This is a genomic window from Cryobacterium tagatosivorans (assembly GCF_004402215.1).
Lineage (GTDB): Bacteria > Actinomycetota > Actinomycetes > Actinomycetales > Microbacteriaceae > Cryobacterium > Cryobacterium tagatosivorans.
This window is the reverse complement of the sequence record NZ_SOEZ01000009.1, coordinates 29,583-44,469: the sequence shown is the minus strand read 5'-3', so window position 1 is coordinate 44,469 and position 14,887 is coordinate 29,583. Positions and strand designations below refer to the sequence as shown.

Here is a 14,887-nt window from a genome sequence, read left to right as displayed (position 1 = left end):
ACCAGCATGACCGCAACATCCGCCCGTGCCACGCCGCCCTCCACCGGGCGGACCGTGATCGCCCCCTCGGAGGCCGCCGTCGACGCCGAGGGCCGCGCGCGCAGCTACGAGGTGCGCACCTTCGGCTGCCAGATGAACGTGCACGACTCCGAACGGCTCAGCGGTTCCCTCGAGGCGGCCGGCTACGTTCCGGCGAACGGCGCCGAGGCCGACATCGTCGTGCTCAACACCTGCGCCGTGCGCGAGAACGCGGACAACAAGCTCTACGGCAACCTGGGCCACCTCGCCTCCGTCAAGCGCCGCCACGAGGGCATGCAGATCGCCGTCGGCGGCTGCCTCGCCCAGAAGGACAAGGACACGATCCTGGCCAGGGCGCCGTGGGTCGACGTCGTCTTCGGCACCCACAACATGGGCGCCCTGCCCAGCCTGCTCGAGCGCGCCCGGCACAACGGCGAGGCCCAGCTGGAGATCCTCGAGTCCCTCGAGACCTTCCCGTCGACCCTGCCGACCAAACGCGATTCCAGCTACAGCGGCTGGGTGTCCATCTCGGTCGGCTGCAACAACACCTGCACGTTCTGCATCGTCCCGGCCCTGCGCGGCAAGGAGAAGGACCGCCGCCCGGGGGAGATCCTCGCGGAGATCCAGGCTCTCGTCGATGACGGCGCCATCGAGGTCACCCTGCTCGGCCAGAACGTCAACTCCTACGGCGTCGAGTTCGGCGACCGGCTCGCGTTCGGCAAGCTGCTCCGTGCGGCCGGCCGGATCGAGGGGCTGGAGCGCATCCGTTTCACCAGCCCGCACCCCGCCGCGTTCACCGACGACGTCATCGACGCCATGGCGGAGACCCCGGCGGTCATGCCTCAGTTGCACATGCCGCTCCAGTCCGGCTCCGATCGCGTCCTCAAGGCCATGCGCCGCTCCTACCGCTCCGCCAGGTTCCTCGGCATCCTTGACCGGGTGCGGGCGCAGATGCCCGACGCCGCCATCAGCACAGACATCATCGTCGGCTTCCCCGGCGAGACGGAGGAGGACTTCCAGGAGACCCTCCGCGTCGTAGAGGAAGCACGCTTCGCCACCGCCTTCACCTTCCAGTACTCGATCCGGCCAGGCACCCCCGCGGCGACCATGGCCGACCAGGTCCCCAAGGCTGTCGTCCAGGAGCGCTACGAACGCCTGGCCGCCCTGCAGGAGCGCATCTCCTGGGAGGAGAACCGGAAGGTCGTCGGCCGCGAGGTCGAACTCCTCGTCGCCAACGGCGAGGGACGCAAGGACGCCGACACGCACCGGCTCAGCGGGCGCGCGCCCGACAGCCGGCTCGTGCACTTCGACCTGCCGGACGGATCGCCCCGCCCCCGTCCCGGCGACATGGTCACCGTCATGGTCACCGAGGCGTTCCCGTTCCACCTGATCGCCGACTCCGTCGACGGCGCGCCCCTGCGCATCCGTCGCACCATCGCCGGGGACGCCTGGGACCGGCTCGAGGCCGAGTCCTGCGGCATCCCGGAGTCCCACGGCTCGGACGGCGCCGCCGGGCCGGTCTCGCTCGGCCTGCCGACGCTGCGACCGGGCAGCGGCTCCGCGACCATCCCGATCTACGACGTCACAGACGGAGAGCGCTGACGCCCGTGCTCGTCGTCATCGTCGGACCGACCGGGACCGGCAAGTCCGAGCTGTCGCTCGACCTGGCCGAGAGCCTCGCCGCCCGGGGGCAGGCCGCGGAGATCGTCAACGCCGACGCCATGCAGCTCTACCGGGGCATGGACATCGGCACGGCCAAGCTTCCGGTGGCCGAACGGCGCGGCATCCCGCACCACCTGCTGGACGTCCTTGCCGTCACCGACGAGGCCACCGTCGCCAACTACCAGCGGGATGCCCGTGCCGCCATCGCGGCCATCGCCGGGCGCGGCGCCGTGCCGATCCTCGTCGGCGGCTCCGGGCTCTACATCTCCTCCGTCGTGTACGACTTCCAGTTCCCCGGCACCGACCCCGCGCTGCGCGCCCGGCTCGAGGCGGAGCTGGCCGGGCAGGGACCCGGCGCCCTGTACAGCAGGCTCAAGGCCGTCGATCCGGAGGCCGCGGCCCGGATCGGCCCGAGCAACGGCCGCCGACTCGTGCGGGCGCTCGAGGTCGTCGAACTGACCGGCGCCCCGCATCGCGCCGCCCTGCCCGGGGAACCGGTCTACTGGCGGCCCGCGGTGACCGTGGGGCTGCGGATGCCGCGCGAGGAACTCACCCCGCGCCTCGACTCGCGCGTCGAGGCCATGTGGGCCGGCGGACTCGTCGAAGAGGCCGAGCGGCTCATCCCGGCCGGGATCGAGACCGGCGTGACGGCGAGCCGCGCCATCGGCTACGCCCAGGCGCTCGGCCAGCTGCACGGCACCCTCACCCGCGAGGAAGCCGTCGAAACGACGCAGCAGTTCACCCGCCGGTACGCGAGAAGACAGGTGAGCTGGTTCAAGCGGGACCCGCACACCCGGTGGATCGACGCGACGGACGCCGACCGCCCGGAGCAGGCGCTGCGCCACGTGGACGCCGCGACGTAAAGCCGGACGCGTGCACCCGGCCACCTAAACTGGCTCCATGGGCATCGATCTCAACTTCACCAAGGGCCAGGGCACCGGCAACGACTTCGTCCTCTTCGCCGACCCTGACGGGCTGATCGACCTCACCCCCGAGCAGATCCGCGCCGTCTGCGCCCGCCAGTTCGGCATCGGCGGCGACGGGATCATCCGCGCGGTCCGGTCGCGGAGCCTGGCCGTGGGGGCCGCCGCGCTGGCCGAAGACGACCAGGCCGAATGGTTCATGGACTACTGGAACGCCGACGGGACGGTGTCGGAGATGTGCGGCAACGGCATCCGCGTCTACGCGCGCTACCTGGTCGAGCAGGGGCTCGCGGAGCTGGCTCCCGGCGACACGCTCGCCATCGGCACGCGCGGGGGAGTGCGCGACGTGCAGCGCAACCAGACCGGATACCAGGTGGACCTCGGGCGCTGGCGGCTCGACGGCGGAGAGCCCCTCGTCCGCGCCAGGAACCTGGCCGTGGCCCGCCCGGGCCTCGGCATCAACGTCGGCAACCCGCACGTCGTGGTCGCCCTGGCCGATGACGACGAACTCGACAGCGCCGACCTGAACTACATCCCCCAGCTCGACCCGGAACCCGCCGCCGGGGCGAACGTCGAATTCGTCGTGCCGCACGACCCGCTCGTCGTCGACGGGGTCGGCCGGATCCGGATGCGCGTGCACGAACGCGGCAGCGGGGAGACCCTCTCCTGCGGCACCGGGGCCGTGGCCGCCGCGCTGGCCACCCGGCACTGGGCCGGCGCCGGCGCCCCCAACCAGTGGCGGGTCGAGGTGCCCGGCGGCGTGCTCGGCGTGCGGATGTTCCCGGCCGAGGACGGTGAGCACGTGTCGCTCTCCGGGCCGGCCGTGCTCGTCTTCGACGGGGTCTTCAGCCTCGGCTAAGGAGCCGAGTGTCCCCGCTTGTGCCGAGAATCGCCGGTAGAACGGCGACTCTGGGCGGAAACGGCGAGTGTCGGCGCCAGACGCCAGGGGCGGCTAGGCGTCGGCCTCGGCCGCGAGCCCGCGCCGTTTCACATGCAGCACCCGGAAACCCTTGCTGGTCGCGGTCCGTGCCACGGTGTACTCGTCGGGCAGGTCGCCCTCGAGCCAGCGATGCAGCGAATCCGAACCGAGGTTGCGCTGCACGACGAGCCAGGCATCCGCGTCGGCTTCTAGGCGTGGCAGCCAGGCCCGCAGCAGGCCGTGCAGCTCGCTCTTGCCCACCCTGATCGGCGGGTTAGACCAGATCGAGCGGAACATCACGTCGGCCGGGACGTCGCCGGGCAGCACCGCCGTGACATTCGTCAGGCCGAGCGCCGCGGCGTTCATCCGGACGAGTTCCAGTGCGCGCTCGTTCACGTCCACCGCCCACACCGTGGCGTGCGGGGAGCAGAGGGCCAGGTGCAGGGCGATCGGGCCCCAGCCGCAGCCGAGGTCGAGGAAGTCGCCCCCGGGAGGCGGCGTCGGCGTGTTCGCCAGCAGCACCTGGGTGCCCGTGTCGATGTGGTCGGGGCTGAAGACAGCGTTCGCCGTGGTGACCTCGTAGGGGTGCCCGGCCAGGTTCACCGTCACGGTGCGCAATTTCAGCGTGCTGTCGGGCGTTGCGGAAAAGTAGTGCTCTGCTGCCATAGAAAAGAACGTATCGCTTATGGAGGAACTAGGGTTAAAGGGATGACTGAACCAGAAGTCCCGCAGGACGACGATGTAGTAGCACGCGTGCTGGCCAGTGCCGACAGCCGGGCCTCCGGGTATGCCCTCTTCCGGAGCGGCTCCGCGCAGGCCCTGCAGGGGGAAACCTCCACCGGCGAGCATGACGGCGAGCAGCAGGACCGCGAAGACCGCAACGCGCTCCGCCGCGTCCCCAGCCTGTCGACCGAGCTCGAAGACGTCACCGAGGTCGAGTACCGCCAGCTGCGCCTCGAGAACGTCGTGCTGATCGGCCTGTACACCCAGGGGACCGTCGCTGACGCCGAGAACTCGATGCGCGAGCTCGCCGCCCTGGCCGAGACCGCCGGCGCGACCGTGTTGGACGGGCTGATGCAGCGCCGGGCCAAGCCCGACGCGAGCACGTACCTCGGCAAGGGCAAGGCGGAGGAGCTGGCCGGGATCGTCCAGGCGATGGGCGCGGACACCGTCATCGCCGACACCGAACTCGCTCCCAGCCAGCGGCGCGCCCTCGAGGATGTCGTCAAGGTCAAGGTCATCGACCGCACCGCCGTCATCCTCGACATCTTCAGCCAGCACGCGAAAAGCCGCGAGGGCAAGGCCCAGGTCGAACTGGCCCAGCTCGAGTACCTCCTGCCGCGGCTGCGCGGCTGGGGCGACTCCATGTCCCGCCAGGCCGGCGGCCAGGTGGGCGGGGCCGGGGCCGGAATGGGCTCCCGCGGACCCGGTGAGACGAAAATCGAACTGGACCGCCGGCGCATCCACACCCGCATGTCCAAACTGCGCAAGCAGATCCTCGAAATGAAGCCCGCCCGCGAAGCCAAGCGAGCCAACCGCAAACGCAACGCCGTGCCATCCGTCGCCATTGTCGGCTATACCAACGCCGGCAAGTCGAGCCTGCTCAACCGGATCACCAGCGCCGGAGTGCTCGTCGACAACTCGCTCTTCGCCACCCTCGACGCCACCGTCCGCAAGTCCACCACGGAAGACGGCCGGCTCTACACGCTGACCGACACCGTCGGCTTCGTGCGCAACCTGCCGCACCAGCTGGTCGAGGCGTTCCGGTCGACGCTCGAGGAAGTCGCCGACGCCGACGTCATCGTGCACGTCGTCGATGCCTCCCACCCCGACCCGGTGAGCCAGCTCGCCACCGTGCGCGACGTCATCGGCGAGGTCGGCGCCCGGGACATCCCCGAACTCGTCGTCTTCAACAAGAGCGACCTCATCACCGAAGACGACCGCCTGGTCCTCCGCGGCCTCCAGCCCCGCGCGATCTTCGTCTCCGCGCACAGCGGAGAGGGCATCGAGGGGCTGCTGGCCGCGATCGCGGAGATCCTGCCGAGCCCGCAGATCGAACTGGACCTGCTGATCCCCTACGAGCGCGGCGACCTCATCGCCCTGCTGCACGACCAGGGCCGCGTGCTCTCCACGGTGTACGCCGAGACCGGCAGCCAGGTCAGGGCCCTCGTCACGCCGGAGATCCAGCCGCAATTCACCGAGTTCCTCAGCGTTCCCGCTATCGCGGGCTGAACACCTCGGGCCGTCGCGTAACCCGCCCGGCCTGAAACATACAGACACACTCCAGCTTCGCCCGATCGGGCGTTGTTAGAGTCTCTTTCAATCGTTGCCGCCGGGATTGCCGGCCGGCATGGAGCGACAGCCGAGCCCGGCACCCGCCCGCGAGCACCCGCCAGGCCTGCCTGGCGGTCCGCGGCCGCCCGGCCATTCAGTGCTCGTTACTACCGTGCTTCTGCCGAATGAGGGAACAATGACCGAGACGACGACTACGCGAACGCGCGGCCCGCGCATTCCGTTCTCGTTCGAGCTGTACCCGCCCAAGTCCGAGGCAGCCTCGACCGCGCTCACCCACACGATCGACCGCCTCGCCGCAGCCGGGCCCGACTTCATCTCCGTCACATACGGGGCGAACGGCTCCTCGCGCACCTCTTCGCTCGACGTGCTCCGCTACATCCTGGACGCCACCGGGGTCGACCCGATGGCCCACCTGACCTGCGTCGGATCTTCGGCCGCCGAGGCGAGCCGCCTGATCCGCGAGTTCCTCGACGCCGGTGTGCGGAGCTTCCTCGCCCTGCGCGGCGACCCGCCGCAGGGCATCGACGAGGGGGAGACCTTCCTCGGCGACCTCGGCAGTGCCGCCGAACTCGTGCAGCTGATCCACCGGGTGCAGGCCGAACGGGTGCCCTACCGCGAAACCGCCATCCCCGGCCTGCCCGGCGCCCGCGCCGTCAAGACCGACCGGGAGAAGGTGCGGATCGCCGTGGCCGCGTTCCCCAACGGCCACCCGCGATCCCGGTCGACGTCACAGGACATCGACACCCTGCTGGCCAAGCAGGCGGCCGGGGCCAACCTCGCGATCACCCAGCTGTTCTTCCATGCCGACCACTACCTCAGCTTCATCCAGCGTGCGCGCGAGGCCGGTGTCGAGTTCCCGATCCTGCCAGGGATCATGCCCGTCACCAGCCCCAACCGGCTCCGGCGCATCCTGGAACTGTCCGGAGAGGACGAGCCGGCCGACCTGTCGATCCAGCTGCAGGTTGAGCCCACCGAACAGGGCCAGCGCGAAATCGGGATCACCCACGCCGTGGGACTGGCCAGGGAACTGATCGCCGGCGGCGCCCCCGGCCTGCACCTCTACGCCTTCAATCAGCACGAAACCGTGCTGGCCGTTCTCGAGGGGTGCGGGGCAATCCCCGCCTCCGCCCCGCACGCGGCCACCCAGCTCACGGCCGCGCAACGCACGGCCCACCGCCCCACATCCACCGGACACACCCACCCCGTCAAGGAGTCAGTATGACGAACACGCCCGCATTCCCCACCGGCACCATCCTCGGCTACCCGCGCATCGGGCGCCGGCGAGAACTGAAGAAGGCGGTCGAGGCCTTCTGGGCCGGCTCGATCAGCGCCGACGACCTCGAGGCGACCGCCGCCGGGCTCCGCCAGGCCACCAGGGAGCGCCTCGCCGGCCTGGGCCTCGGTCGCGCCGACTCCTCCATCCCGGAGAGCTTCTCCTACTACGACCAGGTGCTGGATGCCCTCTGTACGGTCGGCGCCGTGCCGACGCGGTTCGCCGGTCTCGTCGACGCCGACGGGCGCATCGACCTGGCCGGGTACTTCACCCTGGCCCGCGGCGAGGGCGAAAACGCCCCGCTCGAAATGACCAAGTGGTTCGACTCGAACTACCACTACCTTGTCCCCGAGATCGGCCCGGAGACGCGCTTCTCGCTGGCGAGCGAGCGCATCGTGCGCGAGTTCGAGGAGGCCAAGGCCGCCGGTTTCCTCACCCGCCCGGTCATTGTCGGCCCGGTCACCTTCCTGCTGCTGAGCAAGCCCAGCGACGGCGCCCCCGCGGACTTCCAGCCGCTCGACCGGCTCGACGACCTCCTGCCCGTCTACGCGGCGCTCGTGTCCCGGCTCGCCGCGGCCGGCGCCGACTGGGTGCAGCTGGACGAGCCGGCCCTCGTCAGCGAGAGCATCGAGACACCCCGGGCCGAGGTCCTCGGCGCCGTCGAGTTCGCCTACGCTACCCTCGGCCGCCTGGCCGAGCGCCCGGCGATCTTCGTCGCCGCGCCGTACGGCAGCCTCGACGACGCGCTCCCGGTCCTCGCCGGGAGCCCGGTCGAGGCGATCGGCCTGGACCTCGTGCGCGGCAGCATCCCCGCATCCGTCCCCGGACTGTCCGAAAAGACCCTCGTGGCCGGGGTCATCGACGGCCACAACATCTGGCGCGGCGACCTCGCCGGTGCCTTCGACGCCGCGGCACGCCTCCTGGACCTGTCGCCGCACGTCGCGGTGTCCACCTCCACCTCGCTGCTGCACGTTCCGCATGACGTCGACGACGAGTCGTCCCTCGGCGCCGACCTGAAGGGCTGGCTCGCCTTCGCCGACCAGAAGGTCGGCCAGGTCGCCGCCCTCGCGCTCGGCCTCGCCGACGGGCGGGACGCCATCCAGCCCGTCCTGGACGCCGCCACGGCGGCCCTCGAGGCCCGCCGAACCGCCCCCGGCGTGCGCGACGGTGCCGTGCGCTCCCGCGCCGAGGCGCTGACCGAGTCCGACTTCTCCCGCGGCGACTACGCCACCCGCCTGGCCGAGCAGGACAAGGCGCTGGGCCTGCCGCTGCTGCCCACGACGACGATCGGCTCCTTCCCGCAGACCGGGGAGATCCGCCGCGCCCGCGCCCAGTTCCTCAAGGGGACCCTCACGGCCGGCGAGTACCGCGACCTCATGCGCGCAGAGATCTCCCGCGTGGTTGACCTGCAGGAGGAGATCGGCCTCGATGTCATCGTGCACGGCGAGCCCGAACGCAACGACATGGTGCAGTACTTCGCCGAGAACCTCGACGGCTTCGCGGTCACCGAGAACGGCTGGGTGCAGTCCTACGGGAGCCGCTGCACGCGCCCGTCCATCCTCTGGGGCGACGTGTCCCGGCCGAAGCCGATCACGGTCGAGTGGTCGAGCTTCACGCAGGGGCTGACCGCCAAGCCGGTCAAGGGGATGCTGACCGGTCCGGTCACGATCCTCGCCTGGTCGTTCGTGCGCGACGACCAGCCGCTCGGCGACACCGCGCGCCAGGTCGCCCTGGCGCTCCGCGACGAGATCGCCGACCTCGAGGCCGCCGGGATCGGCGTCGTGCAGGTCGACGAGCCCGCGCTGCGGGAGCTGCTGCCGCTCAAGAAAAAGGACCACGCCGCCTACCTCGACTGGTCGGTGGGATCCTTCCGCCTGGCCACCGCCGGGGTGGCCGCCCGGACCCAGATCCACACCCACCTCTGCTACTCGGAATTCGGCGTGGTGATCGACGCCATCCGCAACCTGGACGCCGACGTCACGAGCATCGAGGCGGCCCGGTCGCGGATGGAGGTCGTCGGCGACATCCAGGCCCACGGCTTCGACCACGGCATCGGGCCGGGCGTGTGGGACATCCACTCGCCGCGCGTGCCGAGCGTCGCCGAGCTGACCGAGTTGCTCGAAGTTGCCGTGGCCGGGATCCCGGTGCGCCAGCTCTGGGTCAACCCGGACTGTGGGCTCAAGACCCGCGGCTACGAGGAGACCGTCGCGTCGCTGCGCAACATGCTCGAGGCGACCCGGATCGTGCGCGCCGAGCTCGGCGCCGGCCAGCCGGCCTAGCCGCCGCGGCCCCGCCCGCCGCGGCCCCGCCCGCCGAACTGTGAGTTTGGCACCTTCCCGAGCCCAACGAAGGTGCCAAACTCACGGTTCGGCGGGGCGCAGGGACGGGAAATCTACTTCCAGCGGCGGGAGGTCCCGGCCAGGAACTGCGCGTAGCCAGCGATGGAGGCCGTCGAGCAGAGGACCTGGTACAGGACGAGGAACGCGACGTAGCCGGTCAGGTTGCGTCGCACGCCCAGTCCCAACGGGCCGAACACCCAGCGGCGCTGGTAGTGCCGGAGTGCCCCGTAGATCACCAGGGTCATCGGGATGACGGTGAGGGCCCAGGCGGACACGATCGCCGGGTACCCGAACACGAAGAGCACCAGGCCCGGCAGCCAGATCAGGGCGTAGCCGATGTCCAGCAGCGGGATCAGCAGATTGATGGCGGCGATCATCCCGGCCAGCCGCCGGCGCTGGCGCCACGGCGGCACGCTGCGGATGCCCTCGAACATGCCGCGCGCCCACCGGGCTCGCTGCCGCATGAAGAGCACGACCCGGGCCGGGGCGTCGGTGAAGGCGACGGCCGTGGGCTCGAAGATCACCCGCCCGCCCTGCTCGAGGAGCTTCCAGGTCACGACGATGTCCTCGCCGATGGCATCGGGCCAGCCGCCGATCGCGCGCATCTGCTCGGTCCGGTAGACGGAGAAGGCCCCCTGGGCAACCAGGGTGGCCTGGTACATGCCCTGCATGCGCTTCACGGCGGCGATGCCGAGGAAGTAGTCCCATTCCTGCATGCGAGTGAGCAGGTTGGTGCGCGAGTTGCGGACCAGCACCGTGCCGGCCACCGCCACCGTCGCCGCGGGCGCGGATTCCAGCCGGGAGATCAGCCGCCGGAGGGCCTCCCGGTGAAGCAGGGTGTCGGCATCCACGGTGATGACGTAGGGCGTCTCCACCAGCTGGAGCGCCGTGTTCAGGGCATAGGACTTGCCGGGACGGCTCTCGTAGGCGACCGCGAGGCTGACGCCGAACTCCGCGGCCGCGCGGACGGCGACCTCGGCGGTGGCGTCGGTCGAGCCGTTGTCGGCCAGGATCACGGTGACGTCCCCGGCATAGTCGCTCTGGCCGATGCAGCGGATAGTCTCCGCCATCCCGCTCTCCTCGTTGCGGGCGGCCACGATGATCGTCAGCGGCGAGGTCGGGTTGTTGACGGTGCGCGGGGGCTGGCGGTCGAGGATGAGGGACATCGCCATCAGGGCGACGACGTAGCCGGGCAGGTAGGCCACCAGGGCCACGATGATCCAGGCGGCCGGCGCCCCGATGTCGCGCGAGAGGTCGACAATCCAGGGGAGGGAGAACCAGAGGGCGAGCCCGGTCCAGAGCACGGCGAAGGCGACGGCGATCGCGAACTTGACGGCGACCGTCAGATAGAACCGCCGATAGCCGTCCGGCACAGGCGGCGGCGAGGGTGACGGCGAGGGTGACGGCGAGGGTGACGGTGCGGCTGACGGCGCCGGTGACGGCGATGCGACGGGCGTGGAACCGGCGGATTCCGGGGGAGCGTCGGACGCGCTTCGGGCACGGTACGAGGCCTTTGCGCGGGCATGGACTTCCTCGGTTTCGGGCGGCCCGCAATGGGCCCCCAGTGGATCACCTTGCGGAAGCAGTTACCACAGCCGGTTCGCGCCGCAATTCCACAATATTGGCTGCGGAGTGCCCAGCGGGGGCGCGGGGCATCCCCCCTTCGGGGCGATTCCGGGCGCGCCGCCCCCGCGTCCGGCCCGTCGTGGTCTATACGGAGCGGAGCACCGCCACGACCTTGCCGAGAATCTCGGCGTGGTCGCCCACAATCGGTTCGAAGTTGGTATTGCGCGGGAGAAGCCAGATGTGCCCGTCGCGCTGCCGGAAGACCTTGACCGTCGCCTCGCCGTCGAGCATGGCCGCGACGATCTCCCCGTTCTCCGCGTTCTTCTGCTGGCGCACGACGACCCAGTCGCCGTCGCAGATCGCCGCGTCGATCATCGATTCGCCGATCACCTTGAGCATGAACAGCTCGCCCTTGCCGACGAGCTGGCGGGGGAGCGGGAAAATCTCGTCGATCATCTGGTCTGCCATGATCGGCACGCCGGCGGCAATGCGGCCGACCAGGGGCACCATGACGGCGTCGCCGACCTGGACGCCGGATTGGAAGTTCTCCGCGGAGCCGGCGGCCACGTCGTCCGGCGACTGGGGCAGCTCGATGAGCACCTCGATGGCGCGCGGGCGGTTGGGGTCGCGGCGCAGGTATCCGCTGAGTTCGAGCTGGTTTAGCTGGTGCGTGACGCTGGACAGGGAGGAGAGTCCGACGGCGTCGCCGATCTCGCGCATGCTTGGGGGGTAGCCTCGCTGGCTGACCGAGCGCTGGATGACATCCAGGATGGCGAGCTGTTTCTCGCTCAGGCTCTTGCGCCGACGGGTGCCGCCCTTATCCCGGGAACCGGTGTCCTTGCTCACGTTCGTGCTCCTCGTGCCGGTCCGCAGGTGGGGGATGACCCTCGCGGAGGAATGTCGGTGGTGTCTGGTTGAGTTCGAATCGAACAATCTGACACTCGAAACTGTATCCGGCACAACCCCCGATAACAAAGATGTATTCGAGTGTGTCGCGAGTTGCATTCAGGTATTAACCGGAAATGTGCTTGATTGTTCGAAGATTCGAAGATACATTCGGAACATAGGTTCGCATCCGGCCCTCCCGGCCGAGGGCCGGATGCGTTATTCACCAGGAGGTTCGACATGAGCGAAGCAGTCAGCACGACCACCCACCTGCGCCTCACCCGCCGCGGCCGCGTCGTGTTCACCACGCTCGCAGCGCTGCCCCTCGTCGCGGTCGCGCTCGTTGTCGCCCTCAACGGCGGCATGGCCGTCGCCGAGGGAGCGAGCGTCGCGCCCGCCGCGCCCGTTGGTTTCGACTACGTCACCATCAGCCCGGGCCAGTCCCTGTGGCAACTGGCCGAAGCACTCGCGCCGACGAGCGATCCTCGCGACGTCATCGCCGAGATCGTCAGCCTCAACCAGCTGCCCACCGACAGCGTGCAGCCTGGGCAGCGCCTGGCCCTGCCGGCCGGCCTGTAACCAGCGCGCCTCTCCCGGGCCTCGCGGCTAAGATCGAGCGGGTGACAAGTCTCAGTGATCTTCCCCTCCGCGACGACCTGCGCGGCCTCACGCCGTATGGTGCCCCGCAGCTGCACGTCCCGGTAGCGCTCAATGTCAACGAGAACACGCACTCGATCCCGGAGCCGGTCGCCCGCGACATCGTCGCGGCCCTGGCGAAGGCGGTGGCGTCGGTGAACCGGTATCCCGACCGCGAGTTCACGGAGTTGCGCGAGAGCCTGGCCGGCTACCTCGGCCACGGACTGACCCGGGAGAACATCTGGGCGGCCAACGGATCCAACGAGGTCCTCCAGCAGGTGTTGCAGGCGTTCGGCGGCCCCGGCCGGTCGGTGCTCGGCTTCGCGCCCACCTACTCGATGTACTCCATTCTTGCCTCGGGGACCGGCACCCGCTGGATCGCCGGCGACCGCGACGCCGACTTTGAACTCGGCCCGGCAACCGCCGCCCGGTGGGTGCGGGAGAGCACCCCCGACCTCGTCTTCCTCTGTTCCCCCAACAACCCGACCGGGACGCCCCTCTCCCTCGAGACGATCGCGGCCGTGTACGACGCCACCGACGGCATCGTCGTCGTGGACGAGGCGTACGCCGAGTTCGCGCCCGTCGGCGCGCCCAGCGCGCTCAGCCTGCTGCCCGGCCGGGAGCGTCTGCTCGTCTCGCGCACCATGAGCAAGGCCTTCGCCTTCGCCGGCGCGCGCGTCGGCTACCTCGCCGCCGATCCGGCCGTGACGGATGCGCTGCGCCTGGTTCGCCTGCCGTACCACCTGTCCGCGCTGACCCAGGCCGCGGCCTGCGCCGCCCTGGCGCACACCGCCGAGATGCTGGCGATGGTGGACGACATCCGCGGCCAGCGCGACCGCCTCGTCACCGAGCTGGACCGGCTCGGCTACAGCCCGTACCGCAGCGGGAGCAACTTCGTGCTGTTCGGGGGAGTGGCCGACCCGAACGCGACCTTCGAAGCGCTGCTCGCCGAGGGCATCCTGATCCGCGACGTCGGCATCCCCGGCCACCTGCGTGTGAGCGCCGGCACCGAGGCGGAGACGACGTCATTCCTCGACGCCCTGGCACGCCTGAGCCTGGCCGTCCAATAAACTAGGCGTATGAGCTCACCAACGAATTCCTCGCCCCGCGTCGCGCAGCTGCAGCGGGAGACGAGCGAATCGAGCATCGAACTCTCCCTCAACCTTGACGGCACGGGCGTCAGCGACATCCAGACGTCGGTTCCGTTCTACGACCACCTGCTGACGGCCTTCGCGAAGCACTCCCTGACCGATCTCACCGTGCGGGCGCGCGGCGACATCGACATCGACGTGCACCACACGGTCGAAGACATCGGTATCGTGCTCGGCCAGGCGATCAAGCAGGCCCTCGGCGACAAGTCGGGCATCTCCCGGTACGGTGACGCCCTCGTGCCGCTCGACGAGGCGCTCGTGCAGGCCGTCGTGGACATCTCCGGGCGCCCGTACCTCGTGCACCAGGGCGAGCCCGCGGGTTTCGAGTTCCACCTCATCGGCGGGCACTTCACCGGCTCGATGGTGCGGCACGTCTTCGAGGCCATCACCTTCCACTCCGCCATGACCGTGCACGTCACAGTGATGGGCGGACGCGACCCGCACCACATCGCCGAGGCGGAATTCAAGGCCTTCGCCCGCGCCTTCCGCCAGGCCAAGGCGCTCGACCCGCTGGTCTCGGGCATCCCGTCCACCAAGGGCGCCCTATGACCTCGGTCGTCGTGTTCGATTACGGCACGGGCAACGTGCACTCCGCCGTAAAGGCGCTCGAGCTGGCCGGGGCAGAGGTGACGCTGACCAACGATCGGCGGAAGTGCCTCGAGGCCGACGGCCTCGTCGTGCCCGGCGTCGGCGCATTCAGCTCGGTGATGGCGGCGCTGAAATCCGTGCGCGGCGACGACATCATCGACCACCGGCTCGCCGGCAGCCGGCCGGTGCTCGGGATCTGCGTGGGCATGCAGGTGCTCTTCGAGCACGGAGTCGAACGCGGCGTCGACACCGAGGGGCTCGGCGAATGGCCGGGTACCGTGACCGAGCTCCCCGCGCCGGTGCTGCCTCACATGGGCTGGAACACCGTGACGCCCGACAAGGATTCCGTGCTGTTCCGCGGCCTCGAAGAGGAGCGCTTCTACTTCGTGCACTCCTACGCGGCGCAGGAATGGACTCTCGAGGTCTCGCCGCCGTTCCCGCAGCCGCGGCTCACCTGGGCCGAGCACGGCGGACCGTTCCTCGCCGCCGTCGAGAACGGCCCGCTGTCGGCAACCCAGTTCCACCCGGAGAAGTCGGGCGAGGCGGGCATCCGCCTGCTGTCGAACTGGCTTGGCTCGCTCCGCGACTAGCCCCCACCGTTCACCCCGCCGCCGATAGCGCGGCCACCCCGA

At 70.2% G+C, this 14,887-nt stretch carries 13 protein-coding genes; 10 read left to right on the top strand and 3 right to left on the bottom strand.

Translation table 11 applies throughout. The annotated features are described in order from the left end of the window. Positions 1-6: 6 nt before the first annotated feature. From miaB to dapF, 3 genes are read left to right on the top strand one after another with little or no spacing between them, the layout of a single operon-like run. A complete protein-coding gene (gene miaB / locus E3O23_RS01530) occupies positions 7-1,620 on the top strand; it encodes a tRNA (N6-isopentenyl adenosine(37)-C2)-methylthiotransferase MiaB (protein WP_134487277.1) in 1,614 nt (537 codons plus the stop codon). Next, positions 1,617-2,543 (top strand): tRNA (adenosine(37)-N6)-dimethylallyltransferase MiaA, encoded by a 927-nt coding sequence (miaA, locus tag E3O23_RS01525; RefSeq protein ID WP_134487274.1) that lies wholly within the window; start codon positions 1,617-1,619, stop codon positions 2,541-2,543. The genes miaB and miaA overlap by 4 nt, the downstream gene beginning before the upstream one ends. 37 nt (positions 2,544-2,580) lie before the next feature. Then, positions 2,581-3,462 (top strand): diaminopimelate epimerase, encoded by an 882-nt coding sequence (dapF, locus tag E3O23_RS01520; RefSeq protein WP_134487271.1) that lies wholly within the window; start codon positions 2,581-2,583, stop codon positions 3,460-3,462. Between the two features lie 93 nt (positions 3,463-3,555). On the opposite strand, the gene E3O23_RS01515 is transcribed toward dapF, so the two are convergent. Further along, positions 3,556-4,188, bottom strand: a complete 633-nt coding sequence (locus E3O23_RS01515; protein WP_134487268.1) for a class I SAM-dependent methyltransferase — start codon at positions 4,186-4,188, stop codon at positions 3,556-3,558. Between the two features lie 42 nt (positions 4,189-4,230). Between E3O23_RS01515 and hflX the strand changes: the two genes are divergently transcribed. From hflX to metE, 3 genes are all read left to right on the top strand, one after another. After that, positions 4,231-5,754, top strand: a complete 1,524-nt coding sequence (hflX, locus tag E3O23_RS01510) for a GTPase HflX (protein WP_134487265.1) — start codon at positions 4,231-4,233, stop codon at positions 5,752-5,754. Between the two features lie 238 nt (positions 5,755-5,992). Beyond that, positions 5,993-7,039, top strand: a complete 1,047-nt coding sequence (locus E3O23_RS01505) for a methylenetetrahydrofolate reductase (protein WP_134487262.1) — start codon at positions 5,993-5,995, stop codon at positions 7,037-7,039. Next, the gene (gene metE / locus E3O23_RS01500; RefSeq protein ID WP_134487259.1) at positions 7,036-9,369 is read left to right on the top strand and encodes a 5-methyltetrahydropteroyltriglutamate--homocysteine S-methyltransferase; all 2,334 of its coding nucleotides are present in this window, start codon (positions 7,036-7,038) and stop codon (positions 9,367-9,369) included. Before E3O23_RS01505 ends, metE begins: the two co-directional genes overlap by 4 nt. A gap of 113 nt (positions 9,370-9,482) precedes the next feature. Here metE and E3O23_RS01495 read toward each other — a convergent pair whose 3' ends face one another. Continuing rightward, positions 9,483-10,802, bottom strand: a complete 1,320-nt coding sequence (locus tag E3O23_RS01495) for a glycosyltransferase family 2 protein (protein ID WP_134487257.1) — start codon at positions 10,800-10,802, stop codon at positions 9,483-9,485. Positions 10,803-11,139: 337 nt separating this feature from the next. After that, the gene (gene lexA / locus E3O23_RS01490; protein ID WP_134487254.1) at positions 11,140-11,841 is read right to left on the bottom strand and encodes a transcriptional repressor LexA; all 702 of its coding nucleotides are present in this window, start codon (positions 11,839-11,841) and stop codon (positions 11,140-11,142) included. Positions 11,842-12,120: 279 nt separating this feature from the next. Here lexA and E3O23_RS01485 point away from each other — a divergent pair, with 279 nt between their 5' ends. The 4 genes from E3O23_RS01485 to hisH are packed head-to-tail and all read left to right on the top strand — an operon-like array spanning position 12,121 to position 14,845. After that, entirely contained in the window at positions 12,121-12,459 is a 339-nt protein-coding gene (locus E3O23_RS01485) for a LysM peptidoglycan-binding domain-containing protein (RefSeq protein ID WP_134487251.1), read from the top strand. A gap of 41 nt (positions 12,460-12,500) precedes the next feature. Beyond that, positions 12,501-13,586, top strand: coding sequence for a histidinol-phosphate transaminase (locus tag E3O23_RS01480; RefSeq protein ID WP_134487248.1), 1,086 nt, complete (start codon positions 12,501-12,503; stop codon positions 13,584-13,586). 9 nt (positions 13,587-13,595) lie between these two features. Then, on the top strand, positions 13,596-14,216 hold the full coding sequence (gene hisB / locus E3O23_RS01475; protein ID WP_134487245.1) for an imidazoleglycerol-phosphate dehydratase HisB: 621 nt from the start codon (positions 13,596-13,598) through the stop codon (positions 14,214-14,216). After that, on the top strand, positions 14,213-14,845 hold the full coding sequence (gene hisH, locus E3O23_RS01470; protein ID WP_134487243.1) for an imidazole glycerol phosphate synthase subunit HisH: 633 nt from the start codon (positions 14,213-14,215) through the stop codon (positions 14,843-14,845). Before hisB ends, hisH begins: the two co-directional genes overlap by 4 nt. Positions 14,846-14,887: the final 42 nt, after the last annotated feature.